Below are 25060 nucleotides of genomic sequence, written 5' to 3'. Positions count from 1 at the left end.
CCTCCGGCCCCGGCTCTTCCTGCCCCGGCGGATTCCGTGCCGCGTCACGCGCGCGGGGGTGGGGGCGGGGAATCCGCGGCGTCGAGGGCGGCCGCCCGCCACTGGCGGGGCGAGTGCCCGTACACGGCCTTGAAGGCCCGGCTGAAGTGCGCCGGGCTGCGGAACCCCCAGCGCTGGGCCACCGCCGAGATGGACGGGCTCACCCGACCGCGCCGGCTCAGCTCCCGCTCGCACTGTTCGACGCGCCGCTGGTGGACCAGCCTGCCCACCGTGATGTCCTCCGCCTCGAAGAGCCGGTGCAGGTAGCGCACCGAGATGCCGTGGGCCGCGGCTATGCGCTCCGGGGACAGGTCCGGGTCGCCGAGGTGACGATCGATGTGCTCCCGGACGGAGCGGAGCAGCGCCTCACGCCCCGGGCAGGCGGGACCGTTCCCCTCCTGCGGCTCCTCGGTCCACTCGTTCACGAGCGCGGCCACGAACTCCGTGACGACACCGCCCAGTCGCTCGCCCACCGGCACGGGCATCGTGTCGGTCGACGCGCCGAGACCGTGCAACAGGGGCCCCAGCAAGCCCGCCACACCGTCCCCACCGACCGGCACGACGCGCCCGAGGACGGGGCGCAGGGCCGCCATCGAGAGACCCAGGGCGTGCGCCGGCAGCCGGCAGAGCAGTACCGACGCTCCTGGGGCGCGCTCCAGGGCGAACGGCCGGCGCAGGTCGATCAGGGTCAGTTCGCCCGCTCCGACGGTGGCGCCGCGGCCGTCCTGGGTGACGGAGGCCGTGCCGTGCCGGGGCAGTACGACGGCGACGGCGTCCAGGGGTTCCCGCAACACCGTCCGCGGTGTACGACTCAGCTGTGCGGGCGCCGCCTGCCAGTCGAGCAGGCGCAGGTATCCGAAGCCGCGACATCGGGGGGCGTCGCCCTCGGGCCCGTCCGGCCAGGAGCCGGCCGATACGGGCGCCAACCAGCGCGCGAGGTCGGCGGCGCCGTCCGTGTTCCGCTCCGCGTCGGCATCCGGCGGTGCGGCGGGTGCGGTGAGAGCACGCACACAGACTCCCTTCGGCCGCCTCGGAGAACAACAGGACGCACGGGGGAGAGGGGGCGGCTGCCTTCCCGCGGTACTGCTTCCGAGTCTGTGGCGCCGCCGGCGACGACGGGTAGGTCATATGACTGCCGACCGGCTCCCGCACGCGCCTGCCGCCTGCCGCTTCACGCACCCGTGCGCCCGGCGAACCGTGCGCGCAGCGTCACGTACGGGCACGGTGCCGCCGTCGAAGTCCCGACCGGTGTTCCGTAGGGTGGGTCTCCGGTGCCGCGGCATGACCGGATCCGGCACCGAGCGCCAGCCTGCCCGGCCGTGGGGGGCCGTCAGGGGCCGCTCCGTCGAAGGCCCGCGGCCACGCCCCGTACAGGAGTCCCCGTGCAGGAGTGCCCGTGAACAACGACGACGAGGTCGCCCGGCCGGGACCCGTTCTCGAACGCCAGGTTCGGGCCTTCGTGCGGTGCCACGCGTGCCCGACGGAACGCGACGGGCTGGACATCGCGGCCTCGCGCGCCCGCATGTCGGACCTCTGGGACGGCGGCGACGCGCCACACGAACCCGACGTCGTGGAGGAGTGGCTGGCCGTCCCGGGTCCGGCGGGCCGGCGGATCCGCGTACGGATCCTGCGCCCGGCCGACAGCGACGGACCCCTGCCCGTGGTCCTCTACCTGCACGGAGTGGGCTGGATGCTGACCGACGCCCACGCGCACCGGCAACTGGTCACCGACCTCGTCCTCGGCGCCGATGCCGCCGTGGTCATCCCCGAGTACGACGATCCGGGCGACGCACGCCACCCCGGCGCCGTCGAGCAGGCCCACACCGTCGCGCGTTGGATCGCCGGTCAGGGGGGCGAGTGCGGTCTGGACGGGACCAGGATGGCCGTGATCGGCGTCAGCGCCGGCGCGCACCACGCGGCGGCCCTCACCCTGCTGGCGAACCGGTCCGGCGGGCCGCGCTTCCTCCAGCAGGTCCTGGTGTGCCCGGCGACCGACGCCGCGATGGACACCCCCTCCTACGAGGAGTTCGCCGAGGGGTACTTCCTGGGCCGCGCCGCGATGCGGGACTACTGGGAGCGGTACGCACCCGACGCCGAGACCCGCGCGCAGCGTGCCGTCTCCCCGCTCAGGGCGTCGAGCGAACAGCTCAGGGGGCTGCCGGCGGCGCTGGTCCTCACCGCGGAGGCCGACGTGCTGCGCGACGAGGGTGAGGCGTACGCGGCGCGGCTGAGGGAGGCGGACGTCCCCGTGGTGTCGGTCCGCTACCACGGCACGATCCACGGATTCGTCCTCTTCGACCTGCTCCGCGGCACGCACGCCGCACGCGCGGCCCGCATCCAGATCACGGACACCCTGCACATCGCCCTGCATCAACCGGGAAGGTGAGACCTGCGCCACTCGCTGGGAGTCAGTCCGTACGCGGCCTGGAACCTGCGGCTGAAGTGACTCGCCCCGGCGAACCCGCAGCGGGCGGCGACCGCGGCGACGGTGAGACCCGTGTACCGGGCGGAGGCGAGCATCCGTCGTGCCAGCGCGAGGCGTTCGGTGATGAGCCACTGTTCCAGGCTGATGCCCTCACGGCTGAGGACCGCGTACAACTGGCGTACGGAGACCGCGTGTTCGGCGGCGAGGCGCTCAGGGGTGAGGTCCCCGTCGGTGAGGTGGCGACGGGCATGCGCCAGGACGCGGGATGCCAGGGTGTCGTCCATGGCCTGCCTGGTCTCCGGTGCCCGCTCGCCCGCGCCGGCCGAGAGCAGCAGCGCACGGACGAGTTCGACGGTGGCGTTCGCCAGTGCCGGGGCGCCGGGGTCACCCTCCAGCCGTCCGGGGTCCCGCCAGAGTCCGCGCAGGTGGTTCAGGACCAGGTCGTACAGGGGGCTGGCGCGCAGTTGGAAACCGGCCCGCAGCACGGTGTCGACCGGGACGCCGAGCCGCTCGGCGTCCAACATCAGCGACTGCGAGGCCCCGTCGCCGGACCAACCGAAGGACCGCGGTGTCAGTTCGTGGAACACGCAGATGTCGTCCGGTCCGAACACCTGGCGCTGCCCGGCGAGTTCGGCCCGGCCGAGTCCGCGCGGCTGGAGGGCGACGGACACCACCGGGTTGCTGCGGTGCCGGCGCACGTGCAGGTTCGTGCGGTGCACCGTGAAACCCGAGTTCCGCGTGGAGAACAGCGGGAGGCCGCCGACCTGCCACAGCTCCATCCGCGCGTGGATGGACGCCCCGCCGTCCTCGTGGACCACGTGGTTGGGCACCGAATCGTCGGTCAGCGTGTGGTGGAAGGCCGCCACCCGCTCGGCCGGTGCCACGGTGGCCAGATCCAACAGCAGCACGGCGCCCCCCCATGTGACCAGCGAGGGAAGCATTCTGCATCATTACCCGCCGTAACCGGTCGCCCGGCGGCGGCGGGTGCGGACGGGCTCCGTGGAAGCGCAGGGCCGCGAGCCTGTCCGTGACCAGCCGCCGGAGCGCGTCGGGGTCGTGGGGGAGGGGCCCGGATCCGAAGCCGAAGGCGACCCGGATCTCCGTGTTGTCGCGCACGGGCATCATGCCGAAGCCCGCGTCGCCGTCCCGCCCGGCACCGCGTGGCCGCGGCCACGACCGTCGCCGCACCCTCTCCGTCGCGGGTGACCCCCGGCCGGCCGGCCCCCGACCTTCTCCAGGCTGGTGGGCGCCCTCGAGGACGGCTGCGACCTGAGGCTGGACGCGCTCTTCGACCTGGGCCTCACGGCGCTGCCGGACGGGCTGAACCCCCTGTTCGACGGTCCGCCGGCCGCCCCGCCGGATGCGTGAGGGAAGCGGGTTTTGCATAGACATGCGTTTCGGTGCATACTCTTCCCATGTCTAAGGTTCTCACCTCCCTGCCCGCCGGCGAGCGCGTCGGCATCGCCTTCTCGGGCGGCCTCGACACCTCGGTCGCGGTCGCGTGGATGCGCGACAAGGGTGCCGTCCCGTGCACCTACACCGCCGACATCGGCCAGTACGACGAGCCCGACATCGGCTCGGTGCCCGGGCGGGCGCAGGCCTACGGGGCCGAGGTCGCGCGCCTGGTCGACTGCCGTGCGGCTCTGGTCGAGGAAGGCCTGGCCGCGCTCGCCTGCGGCGCGTTCCACATCCGCTCCGGCGGCCGTGCCTACTTCAACACCACCCCGCTCGGCCGCGCCGTCACCGGCACGCTGCTGGTCAGGGCGATGGTCGAGGACGACGTACAGATCTGGGGCGACGGCTCCACGTTCAAGGGCAACGACATCGAGCGGTTCTACCGCTACGGCCTGCTCGCCAACCCCCACCTGCGCATCTACAAGCCGTGGCTCGACGCCGCCTTCGTCTCCGAGTTGGGTGGACGCAAGGAGATGTCGGAGTGGCTGGTCGCCCACGGGCTTCCCTACCGGGACAGCACCGAGAAGGCGTACTCGACCGACGCCAACATCTGGGGCGCCACCCACGAGGCCAAGACGCTGGAGCACCTGGACACCGGCGTGGAGTCCGTGGAGCCGATCATGGGCGTGCGGTTCTGGGACCCCTCGGTCGAGATCGCCGCCGAGGACGTGACGATCGGCTTCGACCAGGGCCGTCCGGTGACGATCAACGGCAAGGAGTTCTCCTCGCCGGTCGACCTGGTGATGGAGGCCAACGCGATCGGCGGCCGGCACGGCATCGGCATGTCGGACCAGATCGAGAACCGGATCATCGAGGCGAAGAGCCGCGGCATCTACGAGGCTCCCGGCATGGCCCTGCTGCACGCCGCGTACGAGCGCCTCGTCAACGCGATCCACAACGAGGACACCGTCGCCCAGTACCACAACGAGGGTCGGCGCCTCGGCCGGCTCATGTACGAGGGCCGCTGGCTGGACCCGCAGGCCCTCATGGTCCGCGAGTCGCTCCAGCGCTGGGTCGGCTCCGCGGTCACCGGCGAGGTGACCCTGCGGCTGCGGCGCGGTGAGGACTACTCGCTCCTCAACACCACGGGCCCGGCCTTCAGCTACCACCCGGACAAGCTCTCCATGGAGCGCACCGAGGACTCGGCGTTCGGCCCGGTGGACCGCATCGGTCAGCTCACGATGCGCAACCTCGACATCGCCGACTCGCGCGCCAAGCTGGAGCAGTACGCGGGTCTCGGGATCGTCGGCACGGCCCGCCCCGCGCTGGTCGGCGCCGCCCAGGCGGCCGCCACCGGCCTGATCGGCAGCATGCCCGAGGGCGGCGCGGAGGCCATCGCCTCGCGTGGTGAGGTCTCCGGCGACGACGAGCTGCTGGACCGCGCCGCGATGGAGTTCGGCACCGACTGATCCGGTCGCCGACCCGGGCCCCGGGAGGCGCGCACATCGTTGCGCGTCGCCCCCGGGCGTGGTGGAGACGTACGAGCCGGGCCCGCATGGCGGGCCCGGCTCCTTCATGTCGTGGGGCGGGAGCGGGTGGTGGCCACGCTCCTTCACCGAGAGGGGAGTTGCGGGGCCGCCTTTTCGAATGGCGAACTTTTACAGAAAACAGTCGGGATATGCCGTGTCTCGCACCGATATCCGGCTTCACGTGAAGAACACTTGTCGGCGTTCACGCGTCAACGGATATCCACGAAAGGAGCAACTCGAAGAAACAGTTCGGCTGTCTCGCATCCGAATACGGAGGTATCACGATGCCCCACTCCACGACGGACGCTCGTAAAGCCCTATTTCGCCGAAAAACCGCTCGGCTCGCATCTCCGCTCCTGGTCCTCGTCACCATCGCAACCCCCGCCGGCACCGTGGTTCCGGCGCACGCGGCCGCCGCCGAGGTGGCCCCCGCCTACGGCAACAAGGCATTGGCCGTGGCGGCTTCCAAAGAGGGCGCACCGTACGCGCGCGGCGCGACGGGCCCCGAACGCTTCGACTGCTCCGGATTGATGCTCTACGCCTTCCGGCAGGCCGGCAAGAAACTGCCACGCACCGCCGAGCAGCAGTACGCACACACCCGGCCCGTCCCTTCCGTCCAACGCGCGGCAGGAGACCTGGTGTTCTTCCCCAAGGGCTCGACCGTGGGACACGTCGGCATCTACGCCGGCAACGACAAACTCTGGCACGCGCCGCGTCCGGGCGCCTCGGTGCGCCTGGAACGCATCTGGACCGGCAACGTCCGCTACGGCCGGGCCACATGACCTGTCCGACTCCTCCGCCGGCCTCGTACGGCTCGCCGGGATCGCCCACAGGGGGTCCCAACCCCGCTCCCCAAAGCGGTTGTTGTCGACGGCGCACGGAGCCTCGGACCGCCCTGCGCGACGGATCGCGGCACGCGCCTACGCGGCGCCCGCCCCGACGGCCGCGCGCGCCGAATCCAGGGCGCCGGTCGCCGATCGGCCCGTCGCGTCGAACTCCAGCGACGTCAGGCCCGCCGCCGTGACGTCGAGGTGGCTGGCGGCCGTGCGCAGGTCGGGCGCCGAGAGGCCGGAGGTCGCGTACGGGCGGAGCGGCGTGATCGCGCCGCGGAGCCGGTCCGCTGCCACCACCGCGGCCACCGCGTCGGGGTGCGGCCCGCGCAGCCGGTCCAGTGCGGTGCGCAGGTCCGCGCTCGCCGCCTGCGCGGCCCGTACCCGCCGCTCCCGCGCCGGCGGAGGCCCGTACTCCACCACCGTCGCCACGCGCTCCAGGAAACGGGCGTGGGTCTCCAGCAGGGTCTGCAACCGCTCGGGCAACCGGCGCTCCTCGCGGGCGGGCCACACGAACAGAACGGTCACGGCGGCGAGCAGGGCCCCCAGGGCGTTGTTCGTGAGGCGCTGGAGCACGTCGCTCCACACCACATGGGCATGGGTCTCGGTCAACAGGATCAGTACCGGTGTGCCGAAGACGGGCCAGAAGCCGTAGTTCCAGCCCCGCATGGGCCGGGCGATGCCACCGCACACGGTGATCGCGATCGCCGCGGCGACCGGTCGGCCCGAGGTGAGGGCGAGCAGGACGACGGTCAGGACGCAACCGAGGCACAGCCCGATGAGTCGCTTCGTGATCCTGGTGCGGGTGGCGCCCCAACTGGGTCGCAGGGTCGTGAGGATGCCGACGAGCGCCCAGGAGGCGTGCGGCACGTCCAGCCAGGTCAGTCCTGCGTAGGCGACGGTGAAACACACGCAGATCCGTACGGCGTAGCGCAGTCGCGGGTTCCCCTCGCGCGCCGCCCCGCGGAGCGCGGCGAGGCTCTCGCCGACGCCGCGGCGGGCCGGGCGGGGCCCGGCGGTCGGCGCCGCGTAGGTCCCGCCGAGGAGCGGCACGAGCAGGACCGCGCCGGCCCACGCCGAACCGCCCGCGAAGAGCAGCAGGTGGGGGCCCGTGTCCGGGACCGACTGCGGTCCCACGGCCATCACCAGCGTGATCAGCGGGGTGACGCCCACATCGGTCAGCGGCGACAGCAGGCACAGGACGGCCGAGACGAGCAGCACCGTCCAGAGCAGGTCCCCGGCGAGCAGCCCGACGGCGGTGGTGGTCGTGAGCAGGACCGTACGGAAGGCGGCCTGCCGAACCCGATCGGCGGCCGTTGCCTTCGGCACCGCCAGCGAGGTGAACCAGGCGCCGAGGGAGACGACGCCGGCCTCCCGCGGCCACCCCGTGGCCGCCCCCACCAGGACCGGCGCGCCGACCATCAGGGCCATGGCGACGGCGAGGTGCCAGTCGTAGCGGCCGGAACCCTCACGCGCGAGGTACACCCCGCGCCACTCGCGGACCGTCGAGCCGAGCGCGGAAGCGAAACGGGGGCGGGGAGCGGCCATGCGCCGGAGTCTAGGGCGGCCCCGTCGGCCGACCCCTCATTGCGGCTGTGTCGACGTTCCCCCGACCCGAGGTCCGGGTCGGCCGTGGGGGCCGACCCGGACGCCGCGATCAGACGAGGTCGAACCGGTCCAGGTTCATCACCTTGTCCCACGCGGCGACGAAGTCCTTCACGAACTTCTCCTTCGCGTCGTCGCTCGCGTAGACCTCCGCGACCGCGCGCAGCTCGGAGTTCGAGCCGAAGACGAGGTCGGCGCGGGTACCGGTCCACTTGACCTCACCCGTGGAGGAGTCGCGACCCTCGAAGGTGTTCGCGTCCTGGGACGTCGCCGTCCACGTGGTGCCCAGGTCGAGCAGGTTGGCGAAGAAGTCGTTCGTCAGCGACTCGGGCGTCTTGGTGAGGACGCCCGCCGACGACCGCTGGTGGTTCGCGCCGAGCACGCGGAGCCCACCCACGAGGACCGTCATCTCGGGCGCGCTCAGCGTCAACAGGTTCGCCCGGTCGATGAGCAGGTACTCGGCCGGCAGCCGGTTGCCCTTGCCGAGGTAGTTGCGGAAGCCGTCCGCGGTCGGCTCCAGGGCCGCGAACGACTCCACGTCCGTCTGCTCCTGGGACGCGTCCACCCGGCCCGGGGTGAAGGGCACCCGCACGTCGAAGCCCGCGTTCTTGGCGGCCTGTTCGACGGCCGCGCCGCCGGCCAGCACGATCAGGTCGGCGAGCGAGACCTGCTTGCCGCCGGACCGGGCGGAGTTGAAGGTCTCCCGGACGCCCTCCAGCGTGCGCAGTACCGTCGCCAGCTCGTCGGGGTTGTTGACCTCCCAGCCGCTCTGCGGTTCGAGGCGGACGCGCGCACCGTTGGCGCCACCGCGCTTGTCGCTGCCGCGGAACGACGAGGCGGACGCCCACGCCGCGGACACCAGCGCGGACACCGACAGGTCCGAGGCGAGGACCCGACGCTTGAGGTCGGCGACGTCGTCCGCGTCGACGAGCGCGTGCGTCACCGACGGGAGCGGGTCCTGCCACAGCAGCGTCTCGGAGGGGACCTCCGGGCCGAGGTAGCGCACGACCGGACCCATGTCACGGTGCGTCAGCTTGAACCACGCGCGGGCGAAGGCGTCCGCGAACGCGGCCGGGTTCTCGTGGAAGCGCCGCGAGATCTGCTCGTACGCCGGGTCGACGCGCAGCGACAGGTCGGTCGTCAGCATCGTCGGCGCGTGGCTCTTGGACGCGTCGTGCGCGTCGGGAACGGTGCCCGCCCCGCCGTTGTCCTTCGGCCGCCACTGGTGCGCGCCCGCCGGGCTCTTGAACAGCTCCCACTCGTATCCGAAGAGGATGTCGAAGAAGGTGTTGTCCCAGGTCACCGGGGTGTTCGTCCAGATGCCCTCAAGGCCGCTGGTGATCGTGTCCCCGCCCTTGCCGGTGCCGAAGGTGTTGCTCCAGCCCAGACCCTGCTGCTCGATGGACGCGGCCTCGGGGTCGTTGCCGACGTGGTCCGCCGGGCCCGCGCCGTGGGTCTTGCCGAAGGTGTGACCACCCGCGATGAGGGCGACCGTCTCCTCGTCGTTCATCGCCATGCGACGGAACGTCTCACGGATGTCGCGCGCCGCGGCGAGCGGGTCGGGGGTGCCGTTCGGGCCCTCGGGGTTGACGTAGATCAGGCCCATCTGGACCGCGCCGAGCGGGTTTTCCAGCTCGCGGTCGCCGGTGTAGCGCTCGTCGTCGAGCCAGGTCGTCTCGGGACCCCAGTAGACGTCCTCGTCGGGCTCCCACACGTCCGCGCGGCCGCCGGCGAAGCCGAAGGTCTCGAAGCCCATCGACTCCAGGGCGACGTTGCCGGTCAGGATCATGAGGTCGGCCCAGGAGATGTTCTGGCCGTACTTCTTCTTCACCGGCCACAGCAGGCGGCGGGCCTTGTCGAGGTTGCCGTTGTCCGGCCAGCTGTTGAGGGGGGCGAAGCGCTGCTGCCCGGCACCGGCGCCGCCGCGGCCGTCGCTGATGCGGTAGGTGCCCGCGCTGTGCCACGCCATACGGATCATGAACGGGCCGTAGTTGCCGAAGTCGGCCGGCCACCAGTCCTGCGAGTCCGTCAGGACCGCGGCGATGTCCCGCTTCACGGCCGCGAGATCGAGGTTGTTGAACGCCTCGGCGTAGTCGAACTCCTCGCCGAGCGGGTTGGCCACGGCGGGGTTCTTGGCGAGGATCTTCAGGTTGAGCCGCTCCGGCCACCACTGGCGGTTTCCACCGCCCTGGGTCGGGTGCGCGGCGCGCTCGTGCGCGACCGGGCAGCCACCTCCGCCCTCGTTCGTCTTCGCGTCTACGACGATTGCGTCATGGTTCTCAGACATGGGAATCCTTCCGGGCCAAGCGGATCACGGTGCCAGGCAACTGCGGGCGGCGGAACAGCGAAACGTACGGGTTCAGGACGCAGGGGGCAGGAGCGGACGCCGGCGACCACACGGTGCGCGTGCCGAACCCGACCGGTGCCCGGTCGGTCGGACGCGGCCCGGCTGCTGCGCGGGGGCGGTCCGTCACGTCGGTGTCTCCTGCGGTGCTGAAAATCTTCCTGTCCCTTGGCTGTCGACAGAACCGATCCTACGATGGACAGAATCCAAGTCAAGAAGGGCACCAGACTCATATCCCATAGGATTCCGGACGGGCCGACGAACTCCGGGCTCCCACCGAACCTGAAAAGGTGAACCGACATGAGTGACCTGCTGGGGCGACTGCGGGGGCGTGGCTGGAGGATGACCTCCCAGCGGCGTGTCGTGGCGGAGGTACTCGATGGTGATCACGTGCACCTGACGGCCGACGAGGTGCACGCCCGCGCGGTGGAGCGGCTGCCCGAGATCTCGCGGGCGACCGTCTACAACGCCCTCGGTGAGCTGGTGGTCCTGGGCGAGGTCAGGGAACTGTCCACCGACGGACGAGCGAAGCGCTACGACCCCAACGCGCACCACCCGCACCACCACCTGGTGTGCTCCGGCTGCGGGACCATCCGCGACGTCCATCCGACCGGCAGTCCCCTGTCCGACCTCCCCGCGGAGGAGCGGTTCGGGTTCTCCGTCTCCGCGGTGGAGGTCACCTACCGCGGCCTGTGCCCTTCCTGCGCGTAGGCGTTCACGCGCGACCGTTCACGCGCGACCGTGCCTCGATGACATCAGCGCCGATCCGACCGGATCCGGGGCGGCTTCGTCGCGCTTGACGGCGGGGGTGAAACATATGACACTCGAAGTGCAATTAGTGTCGTCCTCCAGTGATCGAGGGGTCGAAATGTCAGCCACTGTCGAGACCCGCAGGTCCCCGGGCGTGGCGCCGTCCGACCTCCACACGGCGGAGCGGACACCGCAACCGCCCGCGCGAGCCGCCCGCGCCTGGGTGTCCCGGCACGCCGAGGCCGTCGCCTACGGGGTGGCGGGCCTGGTCATGGGCGCGGTCTGGGCCCTCGGCGGTGACACTCCGCCCGCCGAGCACGCGCTGCGCGTGCTGGCCATCCTCGCCGTGGCCGCGCCTGCCATGATCCTGAACGGCCGCCGACGGGCCCGCGCCGGGACGGCCCGCGACAAGCGGCTGGTTCTCTCGCTCCTGGCGGCCAAGGTGTTGCTCGTGGCCGGCGCGCTGCTCCTCGACCTGATCCTGGGCGCATGGCTCCCCGAGCCGAGCCTCGTCACCGCCGGCTGCCTGTGCGTCCTCGTGGCGGCGGGCGGGCCCGCCCTGCACGCGAGGCTGTCCGGCCACGGTCACACGCCGCCCCCGGCGGCCGGGGTTCACCGCCCCGAATCCGTCGAATCCGCCCGATCCGTCGAACCCGCCTGATCCGCCGCCTGATCGGTCGCCGCCAGAAGGGCGTGCACCGAGGTCTCCATGGCGCGGTGCGCCGCGTCGACGTCGAGTCCGCTGCTGCGCCAGTGGTACCAGGCGCCCCAGGTGGTCACGGCGTCCAGACCGTTGAGCAGGTCGGCCGCCCGCCCGGCCGGTGCCCGGCCGAGTTCCTCGGCGAAGACCGTCGCCAAGCGCTCGCGCCCCAGGTCCAGCACCTGTCGGGTCACCTCGTCGATCCGCTCGGACCGCCGCTCCAGGCGCATGGTCGTCAGCTGAGCCGGTGTGATCCATTCCAGGATCCTGGCGCGTTGCTCCGTGAGGGCCGCGACCCGGGCGCTGCGCGACCCCTGTGTCGGCAGGGGTTGGATCTGCTCCATGAGCTGCTCCAGCCGGCGGGCGATGGCGGTTTCGATCAGCTGGGCCATGTCCGCGAAATGGTGGAACACCAGCCGGCGGGACACGCCCGCGCGTTCGGCCACGTGGTCCGCGGCGAAGTGCGTCTCCCCCTCGTCGAGCAGCGCCAGCACGGCGTCCGCGATCTTCACCCGCGATTGCCGTCCGCGCTCCGCGCGGCCGTCCGGAGCGCGGTCCTCTGCCTGCCGAGCCACGTGCTCCACCCTGCTTCCTCGCGGCCGTCGATCAACAGGGGGATTGTCGCAAACGACGGCCCGCCCCCAGGCGAATCCACGCAGTCCGGTTTCCGACGTGGACACGCCCAGGCCCACTCTCTATTGTTCGTTCGAACGAACAAGAAGGGGATCTTGGATGCGCATCACCGGATCGACCGTTCTCCTCACCGGCGTCACGGGTGGCATAGGCCTGACGCTGGCCCGCACGCTCACCGCGAAGGGCGCGAAGCTCGTGATCACGGGACGCCGGGAGGAAGCCCTCAAAGCCGTGGCCGACGAACTCGGCGCCCGGGCCGTCCTCGCCGATCTCGCCGACCCCGACGACGTCACGCGTCTCGCCGAGGCGTGTCCCGAGACGGACATCCTCATCGCCAACGCGGCCCTTCCCTCCAGCGGCGACCTGCTCGACTACACGCCCGAGCAGGTCGACCGCTCCCTGGCCGTGAACCTGCGCGCCCCCGTCATGCTGACCCGCCTGCTCGCACCCCGCATGGTCGAAGTCGGCAGGGGCCACATCGTGCTCGTCGGCTCGATCTCCGGAAAGGCCGCCACCAAGTCCTCCTCGCTCTACAACGCCTCGAAGTTCGGCCTCCGCGGTTTCGCGCTGGCATTCCGCCAAGACCTGCGCGGCACCGGTGTCGGACTCTCCCTCGTCCAACCGGGATACGTACGGGACGCGGGCATGTTCGCCGCGACGGGATCGACTCCTCCCGGCGGGGTGCGGACGGTGTCGCCGGAGGACGTGGCTCGGGGCGTGACCCGTGCCGTCGAGCGCGACCTGTGTGAAGTCAACGTGGCCCCCTTCGAGTTGAGGCTGCTCAGTGCCATCGCCGGCCAGTTCCCGGCGTTCTCCGAGAAGGTGCAGCGCCGCGCGGGCGTGGACGGCACGGTGAGCCGGATCGTCGAGGCGCAGCGCGGAAGCCGGTGAGCGGACACCGCCGTGGCCGGCCGCGTGCCCGGAAGGCGGGGAGCGGGTGAAGTGGCCCCGGACGCAACCCGGTTGAAGAACCCGACGGCCGGTGAGGGGTGGCGCGTGCCTACAGTGGGCGCCATGACCACACCAGTGCGCGGCAGACGTTCGTCGTTCGTGCGGCGCATGGCCGTCTCCGCCGCCGTCGTGACGGGCGTCCTGTACGTCCTCGCCCTCCTGCTGATCGGTCTCACCGTGAGCGAGGTGGGGGAGGGAGCGGACTCCACCCCCATGCACCAGTGCCGTCACACGTCCCAGCGGCCGCGGGACGCGGTGGTGTCCACGCACGAGGTGCGGTTCGTCCCCCCGGCGATCATGTGCCGCACCACCGACGGAAAGCGATTCGACAGGGGGGTCGTCTCCTCCGGCTACCACCTGACCATCGGCGTCGCCTTCGCGACCACCATCGTGTTCACGGCCGCCGCGTTCGTGCAGGCCGACCGGCGGGCGGCGGCGGCGCAGCGCGGGTGAACCCGCCCCCGGGGCCACGGCGAGTCGGGGCGTCCCGGGTGAGTCACGTCTCACCCGGGCGCTGCGACTTGTCTATGCAACGAGTTGCATAGAAAGATCGCGGTATGGCGCTCGAACACGCGATCCTCGTCTCACTGCTGGAGAAGCCGGGCTCCGGCTACGAGCTGGCCCGGCGCTTCGAGCGGTCCATCGGCTACTTCTGGACCGCCACCCACCAGCAGATCTACCGCGTCCTCAAGCGCATGGAGAGCGATGGCCTCCTCGCCGTCCGAGAGGTGCCACAACAGGGCCGCCCGGACAAGAAGGAATACTCCGTCGCCGGTCCCGGGCGCACCGCGCTCTCCGGGTGGCTGCACGAGCCGATCGAGCCCGAGAGCCTCCGGCACGACCTCGCCGTGAAGATCCGCGGCGCGGCCTTCGACGACCCGGCCGCGCTCACGCGCGAGGTGGAACGGCACCGCCAGGTACACGCCGACCGCCTCGCCCACTACCTCGCCGGGGAACGGCGGGACTTCACCGGGCCCGACGCCCCCGCGCCGCTCGACGCCGGCCAGGAACTGCAACACGTCGTGCTGCGCGGCGGCATCGCCTACGAGCGGATGACCGTCGCCTGGCTCGACGACGTACTCGCCACCGTCCACCGGATCGGCGGGACCTCCCACCCGGGTGCCTGACCGCGCCCACCCACGCTCCGCATCCCGACACCGCACCTCACCAGCCGCACCCCCGACCTCTCGGAAGGCGAACCTCCATGGCCGACCCGTTGCTGTTCAACCCGCGCACCTACGACCCGCAGCACTTCGACCCCGAGACCCGCAGGCTGCTGCGCGCCACCGTCGACTGGTTCGAGGAGCGCGGCAAGCGCCGGCTGATCGAGGACTACCGGTCCCGCGCCTGGCTGGGGGACTTCCTCGCGTTCTCCGCCAAGGAAGGCCTGTTCGCCACCTTCCTCACCCCGGCGTCCGTCTCCGGACAGGACGACCGGCGCTGGGACACCGCCCGGATCGCGGCCCTCAACGAGATCTTCGGGTTCTACGGTCTCGACTACTGGTACGCGTGGCAGGTGACCATCCTCGGTCTCGGGCCCGTCTGGCAGAGCGACAACGCCGACGCCCGCAGCCGAGCGGCCGAACTCCTCGACCAGGGCGAGGTCTTCGCCTTCGGCCTGTCCGAGAAGACGCACGGCGCCGACATCTACTCCACCGACATGCTCCTGGAGCCCGACGGCGACGGCGGATTCCGGGCGAGCGGCTCCAAGTACTACATCGGCAACGGCAACGCCGCCGGCCTGGTCTCCGTCTTCGGCCGCCGCACCGACGTCGAGGGCCCCGACGGGTACGTCTTCTTCGCGGCCGACAGCCGCCACCCGTCGTACGACCTCGTGAAGAACGTCGTCGACTCCTCGAAGTACGTCAGCGAGTTCCGTCTGACGGACTACCCGGTCACCCCGCAGGACGTCCTGCACACCGGCCGGGCCGCCTTCGACGCCGCCCTCAACACGGTCAACGTGGGCAAGTTCAACCTCTGCACCGCCTCGATCGGCATCTGCGAACACGCGATGTACGAGGCCGTCACCCACGCGCACAACCGCGTGCTCTACGGGCGCCCCGTCACCGCCTTCCCGCACGTGCGGCGCGAGTTGAGCGACGCGTACGTCCGCCTGGTGGGAATGAAGCTCTTCAGCGACCGCGCCGTGGACTACTTCCGCTCCGCGGGCCCCGACGACCGCCGGTACCTGCTCTTCAACCCGATGACGAAGATGAAGGTGACCACGGAGGGTGAGAAGGTCATCGACCTCCTGTGGGACGTCATCGCCGCCAAGGGCTTCGAGAAGGACACGTACTTCGCCCAGGCCGCCGTCGAGATCCGCGGGCTGCCCAAGCTGGAGGGCACGGTCCACGTCAACCTCGCGCTGATCCTCAAGTTCATGCGCAACCACCTGCTGGACCCGGCCGACTACGCACCCGTCCCGACCCGGCTCGACGCCGCCGACGACGCGTTCCTCTTCCGCCAGGGCCCGGCCCGGGGCCTGGGCTCCGTGCGCTTCCACGACTGGCGCGCCGCCTACGACGCGTACGCCGAGGTCCCGAACGTCGCGCGGCTGCGCGAGCAGGCGGACGCGCTGTGCGAGTTCGTCGCCACCGCCGCCCCCGACGAGGAGCAGAGCCGCGACCTGGACCTGCTGCTCGCCGTGGGCCAACTGTTCGCCCTCGTGGTCCACGGCCAGCTGATCCTGGAGCAGGCCCGCCTCACGGGCCTGGACGAGGACGTGCTGGACGAACTGTTCTCCGTCCTCGTGCGCGACTTCTCCGCCCACGCCGTCGAGCTGCACGGCAAGGACTCCGCCACCGAGCAGCAGCAGGACTGGGCGCTCGGCGCGGTACGACGCCCCGTCGTGGACGAGGCGCGGTCCGCCCGCGTGTGGGCGCGCGTCGAGGCGCTGTCCGGGACGTACGAGATGGCGCCGTAGCCGGCGCCGCCGCCGGGCTCACCGCAGGTCGGTGAGCCCGGCGGCGGGGGAGCGCGTACCGGGTCACCGACCGGGCCGTGCCTCCGTCACTATGGTGGCGTGCACCGCTTCCGCTTTCCGCGCTACCTGCTCATATGGGTGTCCTGTACGGCCGCCAGCGTGACGGCCGTCATGGCCACCGTCGACTTCGTGACGGGCTCCACCCGCCCGAAGCCCCCGGTCGCCCGGTCGGCGCCGACCGTGTTCCCCTCGCCGAGCCCGCCGGCGCCGGTCACCGCCTCCGCTTCCGCGTCCGTCTCCGCGAGCGCCTCCACCTCGCCCTCGGCTCCCGGCCCGCAGGCCTCCTCGCCGTCCCCCACCGCCGCGAACACGCCCCGCCCGTCCGTGTCGAGCAGCCGCGCGAGCGCCCCCTCCACCCCGAGCGGCATCCCACGCACCACCCCGGCCCAGAGCTGCGAGCGGGGCGGGTCGGGACCGCACACGATCCCGTCGACGGGCGGCAAGGCGACCGTGCGGTACGGAAACGACGGGGTGTGCCTGATCTCCGCGGTCCCGGCGCCCGGATTCAAGGTGGCCACCGCCCAGTCCGCCGACGACACACTGACCGTCACCTTCAGCGGCAGCGGTCACCGTTCGCAGATCACGGCGACCGTCGTGCCGTCGGCGCGGGCCACCGTCCGGGAGACGTCCTTCTGACGCGGCAGGCGGCGCCGGGCGGCCCGTCGCGGTCAAGCGCCGACGTGGTGACGGACCATCCGGCCGTCCTGAACGTCACCGGAAAGGGCAACACATTCCGGTGACCGACATCCGGTGGAATGTCGGACAAGGCTGTGGAGAATGACACCCGGCTCCTCGATTCCGGTCAAATGGACCGCTGGATAAGGTGTCCCGCATGCCCCGTGTACTCGTCGTCGAGGACGACCCCCGCATTCGCGCGTTCCTGATCGAAATACTCACCGAGCAGGGGTACGCCGTCCACAACACCGGCGACGGTTTCGGAGCCCTGCGGGAAATCACCCGGACGTCGTTCGACGCGGTCGTGCTCGACCTCGGACTGCCGGACCTGGACGGCGGCGACGCACTCCGCATGATCAGGGGCATATCCCCGGTGCCCGTGGTGGTCGCCACCGCACGCGACGACGAGGGGGAGATCATCCGGCTGCTCAACGCCGGCGCCGACGACTACCTCGTCAAACCGTTCTCGGGCGGTCAACTCGTGGCCCGCCTCTCCGCGGTGCTGCGCCGCACGACCGCGCCGCACACCGCGGATCCGGCCGGCGGTCCCCGGCCCGCCGGCCCGGCCGACCTGATGCGGCCCGTGTCCGTCGGCCAACTGACGATGGACCCCGTGGCCCGCACCGCCGTCCTCGCCGGACAGGAACTCCGATTCACCCGACGCGAGTTCGATCTCCTGGCATTCCTCGCCCACCACGCGGGACAGGTGGTCTCCAAGCGCCGGCTCCTCAGCGAGGTGTGGCGCGAACCCTACGTGGACGACCAGACGGTCGACGTGCACCTGTCGGCGGTGCGTCGCAAACTCGGCGAGAGCGCGGCCGCACCCCGCTATCTCAGGACCGTGCGGGGAGTCGGCATCAAAATGGTGGAACCCCGGTGAGACGCTCCCTGGCGGGAGTGGCCCTCGCCGTCACCTCCATGGTCGCCCTCTCGTTCCTCATCCCGCTCGCCGTACTGGTCATGTCGTTGGCCCGGGAGCAGAGCATCACGGCCGCCGAACAACCCGCCGCCGCCATGGCGCCCATCCTGACCCTGACCACCGACCCCGACGACCTCCGGGAATCCATGGCGGGCCTGGACCGGGCGGAGCACCTGGCCATCCACCTGCCCGACGCGCGCGAGCTCGGCACCAGCCACGCCCCCGCCGAACTGCTCGAGCGGGCGAAGCAGGGACGGGAGTCCATCTCCCAGGACGTGCCCGGCGGCGGCTGGATCTACCTCCAGCCGGTCGTGCTCCCGCACGACCGGGTCGCCGTCGTCGAGAACTTCGTCCCCGAGGACGACCTGACCCGGGGCGTCGCCGCCTCGTGGACCGTGATGCTGGTCCTGGCGGTCGGCCTGCTCATCGGCTCGGTACTCGTCGCCGACCGCCTCGGCGCGAAGGTCGTCCGGTCCTCGAAGGAACTCGCCCAGGCGTCCTACGTGCTGGGGGAGGGCAACCTCAGCACCCGCGTCGTCCCCATGGGGCCGAGGGAACTGCGCGACGCCGGCGTGGCCTTCAACGCCATGGCCGACCGGATGACCGAACTCCTCGCCATCGAACGGGAACTCGTCGCGGACCTCTCCCACCGGCTGCGCACCCCGCTGACAGCCCTGCACCTCGCCACCGAACGGATGGGCCCGAGCCTGGAGTCGGGCAGGGTCGAGGCCGCGGTCGGCGCGTTGGAGGCGGAACTCCAGGCGATCATCACCACCGCGCGCACCCCGCTCGCCATGGGACCGATGGGACGCGCCCTGCGCGAGGCGGGCGACACGCGCGCCGTGACGCCGGTGGCTCACGGGAAGCCGGCGGGGGAGCGGTGCGAGGCCGCCGAGGTGATCCGGCGCCGGGCGGGCTTCTGGGCCGTACTGGCCGAACAACAGGGACGAAGCTGCTCGTTGCGCATCGCCGAGGAGGACACCACCGTCGACCTCGCCCACGACGACGTGGCCGCCGTCGTGGACGCCCTGGTGGGGAACGTCTTCCGGTACACGACCGACGGCACGGCGTTCGCGATCGTCGTGGACCGCACCGCGCAGGCCGTGGAACTGCTGGTCGAGGACGCCGGCCCCGGCATCCCCGACCCGGACCAGGCATTGACGCGGGGGAGCAGCACCGGCTCGACGGGCCTGGGACTGGACATCGTCCGGCGGGCGGCGACGGCGACCGGAGGCACCGTACGGATCGGGCGGGCCGCCCTGGGAGGCGCGTCCGTACGCGTCACCTTCGGCCTCTCCACCGGCTCCACCGACACCGCCCGACGTTCCCTGCGCGGTCGGCGCCGACGCGGCGGCACACGACAACAGCCGGACTGACCCCGTCGGCACCGGCACCGGCACCGGCCGCACGGGCGGACACCGGAACGAGCGGACACCGCACGGGCGGACACCGGCACGGTCCGACCCCGGCCCGCAGCACCGGAGTCTGAGCAGTTCCTTAAGGGCACCTGCGGGCTCCCTTCAGAGACCGTCCGGCGGCCCGCGCGACTCGTACAGTCGTACGGAGCCGCCCGACACCGGCGCGGCAGCACGCCCGTGGCGCGACCCGGCGTGTGCGACACCCGCCTGTACGGAGGCCCCTGCCATGCGAACCCCCCAGCCCCGCATACCCGCCGGCCACCGCGCCGCGCGCCACCCGCGGGCCCGGCGCGTGGTCCTGGCCGCCGTGGGGACCCTGGCGGCCGGCACGGTGGGGGTGCTCGCCCTGGACCTCACGGGCGACTCGGCGGGGAACGCGCGCACGGCCGACTCCGACGTCCGCGCCGACGCCCTCCCGGCCGGCGGCTCCGTGCCCGGCTCCGCGACGCCGCAGGACGCGCGGCCCACGGAGTCAGCGTCCCCCTCCGCCTCCGCGTCCGCCTCGCCGAGCCCCACCACCTCGTCCGCCTCGCCGAAGGCCTCCGCGACGACCCCCACGGCCGCCGTCACCCGCGACACGACGGAGAAGAAGGCGGCCCCCGCACCGGCCCCCGTCAAGCCGGCCGGCAAACCCAGGAAGCCCGCACCGGCCGACCCCGTCCCGCCCCCCTCGGGGACGGTCGCCCAGGTCATCAGCCTGGTGAACGCCGAACGCCGGGAAGCCGGCTGCGGCGACCTGACGGCGAACGCCAGACTGACCTCCGCGGCCCAGTCCTACACCGAGGTGATGGCCCGCTCCGGCGAGCTCTCCCACACCGGACCGGACGGATCCACCATGTCGGGCCGCATCAGCGCGACCGGCTACAAGTGGTCCGCGACGGGCGAGAACATCGCCAGGGGGCAGGCGGACGCGACCGCGGTCATGGACTCCTGGATGAAGAGCCCCGGGCACCGCGCGAACATCCTGAACTGCAACTTCACCGAGATCGGCGTCGGCGTCGTGCAGGCCGGAGGCCCGTGGTGGACCCAGGACTTCGCCCGCCCCCAGTAGCGGCACCCGCGAATCGGGCGAACGAACCCCGGCGCCTCGACCCCGACGAATGAAGCTCCCCGCGCATCCGGTCTCCCCAACGGCTCCGCCGTGCCGGCGACCGGAGGACGACCACGGCCGTCCGCACCGCTCCCCCGGTGCGGACGGCCCTTCCGTGTGCGGCCCCTTACCCGATCCCACCGAATGGCGTCAGGTCACCCGGGCGTCGTGACCTGAACGCTCCGCAAAAAATGTTCGAATCATCGCGCGCCGATTCAATTGCGTTGACCGTGCACGGTGTTCTCAACAGCGACCTTTCCGAACGGGGGTCGTATCGAACATCTTTCCCCTCCGTCCACGTCATGGCGCATTATCGTTCCTCCGTCTGATGAACAACAACGAAACTCCGGACCAGCCGAGTTGGCCCCGTTAAGCTCCCGCCCATCGGTCATAAGATCCCCTCTTTCGATGGCTCGAGGAACTTGATGGCGCAAGAACATTCCCCACCCGCGGCCTCCTCATTCGAGGCCGGGATAAGCTGGACACTCCCCGCGATCGTGGTCGTGGCCGCGACCTGCCTGGTCGGCGCGCTGGTCTCCGCTTCGGGGTCCGCCCCCGTGGTGTGGATCGCGATCGGCGGCGCCTGCACGGTCGCGGCGGTCGTCGAGGCGGTGCTCCGCGGCCGCTCTGCGGCCGCCCGCCGCGCACAGGTCACAGAACTCCTCACCGCCCTGCGGCGCCAGGAGGCCGAGACGATCCACCTCGCCGACGTACTGCTGCCCGAGGTGATCGACCGGCTGCGCCGGGGCGAGTTCCCCGACGACGTGTTGAACTCGCTCGTCGGCAACGGCAGGCACACCTCGCGCTGGAGCGCGGACACCTCCATGACGCCGCAGTTCAAGACCGCCCTGCGGACCGTGCTGGCCCGTGTGGTCGACGCCGTCGACGCGGAGGAGAACCTCCGCGAGTCGGCGCAGCGCGCCTTCGTGAACATCGCCCGCCGGGTGCAGGCCATTGTTCACCAACAGGCCCAGGAAATGCGCGAGATGGAGGACCGGCACGGCCGCAACCCCGACGTGTTCGGCGACCTGCTCCGACTCGACCACGGCACCGCCCTGGTCGGTCGACTCGCCGACTCGATCTCCGTACTCGGCGGGGCCCGCCCCGGCCGCCAGTGGAGCCGGGCCGTCCCGCTCTACAGCGTCCTGCGCGGGGCGATGTCCCGCATCATCGACTACCAGCGCGTCGAACTCCACTCGGTCTCCGAGGTCGCGGTCGTCGGCCCCGCCGTCGAACCGCTGATCCACGCGCTGGCCGAGCTGCTCGACAACGCCACCCGGTACTCGCCGCCCCACACTCGCGTGCACCTGACCGCCGTCGAGGTGCAGTCGGGCATCGCCGTCGAGATCGAGGACGGCGGGGTGAACATGAGCGAGGAGGCCCGCAAGCGGGCCGAACGGATGCTCGCCCAGGCCCAGACCGGCATCGACCTCAACGACCTCGGCGAAACCCCACGCCTGGGCCTTGCGGTCGTCGGCCGACTCGCGCAGGCCTACGGGTTCCAGATCTCCCTGCGGTCCTCGGCCTACGGCGGGGTGCGCGCGGTACTCATCGTTCCCCAGGACCTGATCACCACGACGTCGGCCGCCACCGGGCTCGCCCACGGCATCGGCGCGTCCTCCGGTCCGCGGGCCGCCGCCCCCAGCCCCCGGCAGCACCCCGTGGACCACCTCTCGGCGCAGACCTCCGCGCCGCCCCCGCCGCCCGCGGCCCGCCCGGTGCCCCAGGCCCGACCCGGCGGCGACGACGTCGTTGTCGTCACCGAGCGCACCCCCACCGGCCTGCCGCAGCGGCGGCGCAAGGACCGGGAGGTCGCGCCCGACGCACCGTACGGGTTCCCCTCCCGGACCCCGGCGGACGAGGCGGCGCCCGGCATGTGGCTGGAGGCATTCCACAACGGTCTGTCCGGCACGTCCGGCGGCGAGGACGATGGCCCGGGCCCAGCGAACAAAGGGACGTAAGCAGTGATGCAACAGCGAGTCAGCAGCCTGGACTGGATGCTCAAGGACCTGGCCTCCGGAGTCCCACAGACACGCCACGTGATCGTGCTGTCCGCGGACGGCCTGTGCGTGGCCCAGTACGGGGCCGAGACCGACACGGCGGACCGGCTGGCGGCCGCGTGCGCGGGCCTGCAGAGCCTGGCCGGCGCCGTCGCCTCCGAACTGCCCCGCTCCGAGGGGCGGATGAGGCTGGTCGTCATCGAGATGGACGGCGGCTTCTTCTACCTGATGGCCGCCGGCTCCGGTTCCTACCTGGCGGTACTGGCGGACGAGGGTGTCGACGCCGGCTTGATGGGCGCGCAGATGCGCGACCTGGTGAGCCGGATTGGAGAACACCTGAGCACTCCGCCTCGGCACGACGGGCACCCCGCGTGAGCGAGCCCCCCGCAGGCTGGGAGGAGGACAGTCCCGAGCGGCTCTACGTGATCACCGGTGGCCGCAGCGGTTCGTCCACCTCCACCCGCCTCGACCTCGTCACGCTCGTGGTCGCGAAGGCGGGCGCGCGCCCGGAGATGCAACCCGAGCACGCGTCGATCCTGCGGATGTGCCAGGCACCGCTGTCGGTGGCCGAGATCTCGGCCTACGTGGGCCTGCCCGTGAGCGTGGTCACCGTCCTGATCGGCGATCTCCTGGCGGGCAAACAGGTCCTGGTCCGCCCGCCCGTGCCCGTCGCCAAACTACCCGACATCGCTCTGATCGAGGCCGTGATCGATGGACTACAGAAGCTCTGACCTGCCGGCCGTCGCCGGACCCCGGCACGAGGACATACTCCCGCAGTCGACGGCCACCGCCGTCAAGATCGTCGTCGTCGGCGGCTTCGGCGTGGGCAAGACGACCATGGTCGGCGCGGTCAGTGAGATCAGGCCGCTGACCACCGAGGAGACGATGACCAAGGCGGGCATCGGCGTGGACGACACGCGCGGGGTGGGCCGCAAGACCACCACGACCGTCGCCATGGACTTCGGCCGGATCAGCATCAACGACGAACTCGTGCTCTACCTGTTCGGCACCCCGGGACAGGAGCGCTTCTGGTTCCTGTGGCGGGGACTGTTCGAGGGCGCGCTCGGAGCCGTCGTCCTCCTCGACACCCGGAGGCTGGAGATCAGCTTCGACGTGATCGGTCGGCTGGAAGAGCGCGGTGTGCCCTTCGTCGTTGCCGTGAACTCCTTCCCGGACGCGCCCGAGCACCCGCTCGAAGAACTCCGCCAGGCCCTGGACCTGCCCCCCGCGGTCCCCATCCTCGTCTGTGACGCCAGGCGCCGGGGCTCCGCCCGCGACGTCCTGCTGACCCTCATGCGCTACCTGCACTCCCAGGCAGCAACCACGGAGGCACTGTGAGCACCAACCCCACCCCGCCGCCCGGGTGTCCCGCGCACGCCGCGGCGGCCCCCGGCGGGCTGCACCGGCTCGACGGACCGGAGGCGGCGTCGGACCCGGCGGGTCTGTACGAGAAGCTCCGCGCGGAACACGGCCCGGTCGCCCCGGTCCTCGTCCAGGGCGAACTGCGGGCCTGGCTCGTCCTCGGACACCGCGAGAACCTGGACGTGGCCCGCACCCCCTCGCGGTTCGCCCGCGACCCGCGGGGCTGGCGCGACATGCGGGAGGGCAGGGTGCCGGCCGACACCCCGTTGGGCCCCATGGTCGCGTGGGTACCGGTGTGCAACTTCACCGACGGACCCGTCCACGAGCGGCTGCGCGGAGCCGTCGTGGAGTCCCTGCTGCGCTTCGACAGACGAGGCATCCGCCGCCACGTCACCCGCTTCGCCAACCAGTTGATCGACCGGATCGCGGCCGACGGACGCGCCGACCTGGTCGCCGCCTTCTCCGACCAGCTCCCCATGCTCGTCATGACCCAGCTCGTCGGCGCACCCGACGAGCACGGCCCCCGCCTGGTCAAGGCGGCCCGCGACATGCTGCAAGGGACCGAGACGGCCCTGGAGAGCGACCGGTACGTCACCGCGACCCTGGAACAACTGGTCCACGCCCGCAAGTCGGTGCCCGCCCGCGACCTGGCCTCCTGGCTGCTGGAGCATCCGGCGGACCTCACCGACACGGAGGTGCTCATGCACCTGCGCGTCGTGCTGATCGCGGCGTACGAGACGACCGCCAACCTCATCGCGAACACCCTGCGGACGGTCCTGACCGACCGGCGTTTCCGCGCCAGCCTCTCCGGCGGTCACATGACGCTGCCCGACGCGCTCGAACAGGTCCTGTGGGACGACCCGCCGATCAACACCATCATCGGGCGGTGGGCCACCGGGGACACCCAACTAGGGGGGCGTGACATCAAGGCCGGCGACATGCTGCTGCTCGGCCTGTCGGCGGGCAACGCCGATCCGCAGATCCGGCCCGATCCCGACGCGTCCGTGCACGGCAACCGGTCGCACCTCGCCTTCAGCAGCGGCCCCCACGAGTGTCCCGGCCAGGACATCGGCCGGGCCATCGCCGACACCGGCATCGAAGTACTGCTCAGTCGGCTGCCCGATCTCCAACTGGGCGTGCCGGAGAGTGAGTTGCGCTGGCGCGGCACGCTCATGTCCCGGCACCTGCTGGCCCTGCCGGTACGGTTCACACCGCGCCCCCCGGACGACGGCGGGGCGGAGAGCGGCCCCCACCCCTTCCCGGAGCAGGCCGTCGGCCACCCCCCGCACGCCCCGACCGGGCCCGTCCCGCCGCGGCCGGCGGCGATGCCCGCGGCCTCCGCCACCCATCGCAGGCCGAGTTGGTGGCGACGGCTGCTCGGACTCGGCTGAGCACGATCCGGCCCGTCCGCC

Annotated in this window: 25 protein-coding genes; 19 read left to right on the top strand and 6 right to left on the bottom strand. The window is 71.8% G+C overall.

Annotation, left to right across the window (positions count from 1 at the left end):
- Positions 1-44 precede the first annotated feature (44 nt).
- On the bottom strand, positions 45-1049 hold the full coding sequence (locus tag OG906_RS04100) for a helix-turn-helix domain-containing protein (protein ID WP_329440052.1): 1005 nt from the start codon (positions 1047-1049) through the stop codon (positions 45-47).
- 386 nt (positions 1050-1435) lie between these two features.
- On the opposite strand from OG906_RS04100, the gene OG906_RS04095 reads away from it, so the two are divergent.
- Complete coding sequence (locus OG906_RS04095; protein WP_329440050.1) at positions 1436-2425, top strand: alpha/beta hydrolase; 990 nt, start codon at positions 1436-1438, stop codon at positions 2423-2425.
- Here OG906_RS04095 and OG906_RS04090 read toward each other — a convergent pair.
- Positions 2410-3405: a helix-turn-helix domain-containing protein gene (locus OG906_RS04090; RefSeq protein WP_329440048.1), complete on the bottom strand. Its 996-nt coding sequence runs from the start codon at positions 3403-3405 to the stop codon at positions 2410-2412. The two genes, OG906_RS04095 and OG906_RS04090, sit on opposite strands and share 16 nt — an antisense overlap.
- Positions 3406-3706: 301 nt before the next feature.
- On the opposite strand from OG906_RS04090, the gene OG906_RS04085 reads away from it, so the two are divergent.
- From OG906_RS04085 to OG906_RS04075, 3 genes are all read left to right on the top strand, one after another.
- The gene (locus OG906_RS04085; protein WP_329440046.1) at positions 3707-3832 is read left to right on the top strand and encodes a hypothetical protein; all 126 of its coding nucleotides are present in this window, start codon (positions 3707-3709) and stop codon (positions 3830-3832) included.
- Positions 3833-3879: 47 nt separating this feature from the next.
- The gene (gene argG, locus OG906_RS04080; protein ID WP_267827287.1) at positions 3880-5328 is read left to right on the top strand and encodes an argininosuccinate synthase; all 1449 of its coding nucleotides are present in this window, start codon (positions 3880-3882) and stop codon (positions 5326-5328) included.
- A gap of 452 nt (positions 5329-5780) precedes the next feature.
- Entirely contained in the window at positions 5781-6170 is a 390-nt protein-coding gene (locus OG906_RS04075; protein WP_329440042.1) for a C40 family peptidase, read from the top strand.
- Between the two features lie 138 nt (positions 6171-6308).
- On the opposite strand, the gene OG906_RS04070 is transcribed toward OG906_RS04075, so the two are convergent.
- On the bottom strand, positions 6309-7766 hold the full coding sequence (locus OG906_RS04070) for an FUSC family protein (protein ID WP_329440040.1): 1458 nt from the start codon (positions 7764-7766) through the stop codon (positions 6309-6311).
- A gap of 109 nt (positions 7767-7875) precedes the next feature.
- On the bottom strand, positions 7876-10110 hold the full coding sequence (gene katG / locus OG906_RS04065; RefSeq protein WP_329440038.1) for a catalase/peroxidase HPI: 2235 nt from the start codon (positions 10108-10110) through the stop codon (positions 7876-7878).
- A gap of 357 nt (positions 10111-10467) precedes the next feature.
- Between katG and OG906_RS04060 the strand changes: the two genes are divergently transcribed.
- Together OG906_RS04060 and OG906_RS04055 are read left to right on the top strand one after the other, a co-directional pair.
- On the top strand, positions 10468-10878 hold the full coding sequence (locus OG906_RS04060; protein ID WP_267795955.1) for a Fur family transcriptional regulator: 411 nt from the start codon (positions 10468-10470) through the stop codon (positions 10876-10878).
- A gap of 157 nt (positions 10879-11035) precedes the next feature.
- Positions 11036-11578: a hypothetical protein gene (locus tag OG906_RS04055; protein ID WP_329440035.1), complete on the top strand. Its 543-nt coding sequence runs from the start codon at positions 11036-11038 to the stop codon at positions 11576-11578.
- Here OG906_RS04055 and OG906_RS04050 read toward each other — a convergent pair.
- The gene (locus OG906_RS04050) at positions 11530-12192 is read right to left on the bottom strand and encodes a TetR/AcrR family transcriptional regulator (RefSeq protein ID WP_329440033.1); all 663 of its coding nucleotides are present in this window, start codon (positions 12190-12192) and stop codon (positions 11530-11532) included. The two genes, OG906_RS04055 and OG906_RS04050, sit on opposite strands and share 49 nt — an antisense overlap.
- Before the next feature lie 157 nt (positions 12193-12349).
- Here OG906_RS04050 and OG906_RS04045 point away from each other — a divergent pair, with 157 nt between their 5' ends.
- The 4 genes from OG906_RS04045 to OG906_RS04030 all read left to right on the top strand — a co-directional run bounded on the left by OG906_RS04045 (position 12350) and on the right by OG906_RS04030 (position 16124).
- Positions 12350-13141, top strand: coding sequence for an SDR family NAD(P)-dependent oxidoreductase (locus OG906_RS04045; RefSeq protein WP_329440031.1), 792 nt, complete (start codon positions 12350-12352; stop codon positions 13139-13141).
- 123 nt (positions 13142-13264) lie between these two features.
- A complete protein-coding gene (locus OG906_RS04040) occupies positions 13265-13654 on the top strand; it encodes a hypothetical protein (RefSeq protein ID WP_329440030.1) in 390 nt (129 codons plus the stop codon).
- Positions 13655-13758: 104 nt separating this feature from the next.
- Complete coding sequence (locus tag OG906_RS04035; RefSeq protein WP_329440028.1) at positions 13759-14328, top strand: PadR family transcriptional regulator; 570 nt, start codon at positions 13759-13761, stop codon at positions 14326-14328.
- A 77-nt stretch (positions 14329-14405) separates the two neighbouring features.
- A complete protein-coding gene (locus OG906_RS04030; RefSeq protein WP_267827451.1) occupies positions 14406-16124 on the top strand; it encodes an acyl-CoA dehydrogenase family protein in 1719 nt (572 codons plus the stop codon).
- 122 nt (positions 16125-16246) lie between these two features.
- Here the strand turns inward: OG906_RS04030 and OG906_RS04025 are convergent, their stop codons facing one another.
- Positions 16247-16552, bottom strand: coding sequence for a hypothetical protein (locus tag OG906_RS04025; RefSeq protein ID WP_329440025.1), 306 nt, complete (start codon positions 16550-16552; stop codon positions 16247-16249).
- An 82-nt stretch (positions 16553-16634) separates the two neighbouring features.
- On the opposite strand from OG906_RS04025, the gene OG906_RS04020 reads away from it, so the two are divergent.
- The 9 genes from OG906_RS04020 to OG906_RS03980 all read left to right on the top strand — a co-directional run bounded on the left by OG906_RS04020 (position 16635) and on the right by OG906_RS03980 (position 25039).
- Complete coding sequence (locus OG906_RS04020; RefSeq protein WP_266952790.1) at positions 16635-16820, top strand: hypothetical protein; 186 nt, start codon at positions 16635-16637, stop codon at positions 16818-16820.
- A 196-nt stretch (positions 16821-17016) separates the two neighbouring features.
- A complete protein-coding gene (locus OG906_RS04015; RefSeq protein WP_329440022.1) occupies positions 17017-17739 on the top strand; it encodes a response regulator transcription factor in 723 nt (240 codons plus the stop codon).
- Complete coding sequence (locus tag OG906_RS04010) at positions 17736-19154, top strand: HAMP domain-containing sensor histidine kinase (protein WP_329440020.1); 1419 nt, start codon at positions 17736-17738, stop codon at positions 19152-19154. Before OG906_RS04015 ends, OG906_RS04010 begins: the two co-directional genes overlap by 4 nt.
- 268 nt (positions 19155-19422) lie before the next feature.
- Positions 19423-20247, top strand: a complete 825-nt coding sequence (locus OG906_RS04005; protein WP_329440018.1) for a CAP domain-containing protein — start codon at positions 19423-19425, stop codon at positions 20245-20247.
- Between the two features lie 464 nt (positions 20248-20711).
- Positions 20712-22247: a sensor histidine kinase gene (locus OG906_RS04000; RefSeq protein ID WP_329440016.1), complete on the top strand. Its 1536-nt coding sequence runs from the start codon at positions 20712-20714 to the stop codon at positions 22245-22247.
- Between the two features lie 6 nt (positions 22248-22253).
- Positions 22254-22661 (top strand): roadblock/LC7 domain-containing protein, encoded by a 408-nt coding sequence (locus OG906_RS03995; RefSeq protein ID WP_267795941.1) that lies wholly within the window; start codon positions 22254-22256, stop codon positions 22659-22661.
- Positions 22658-23017, top strand: a complete 360-nt coding sequence (locus tag OG906_RS03990) for a DUF742 domain-containing protein (protein WP_267795940.1) — start codon at positions 22658-22660, stop codon at positions 23015-23017. The genes OG906_RS03995 and OG906_RS03990 overlap by 4 nt, the downstream gene beginning before the upstream one ends.
- Entirely contained in the window at positions 22998-23624 is a 627-nt protein-coding gene (locus OG906_RS03985; RefSeq protein ID WP_267795939.1) for a GTP-binding protein, read from the top strand. Before OG906_RS03990 ends, OG906_RS03985 begins: the two co-directional genes overlap by 20 nt.
- Positions 23621-25039, top strand: a complete 1419-nt coding sequence (locus OG906_RS03980) for a cytochrome P450 (RefSeq protein ID WP_329440012.1) — start codon at positions 23621-23623, stop codon at positions 25037-25039. The genes OG906_RS03985 and OG906_RS03980 overlap by 4 nt, the downstream gene beginning before the upstream one ends.
- Positions 25040-25060: the final 21 nt, after the last annotated feature.

Origin of the sequence: Streptomyces sp. NBC_01426, from assembly GCF_036231985.1 — a bacterium.
In the GTDB taxonomy this organism is placed as follows: Bacteria; Actinomycetota; Actinomycetes; order Streptomycetales; family Streptomycetaceae; genus Streptomyces.
This window is presented reverse-complemented; position numbering and strand designations above follow the sequence as displayed.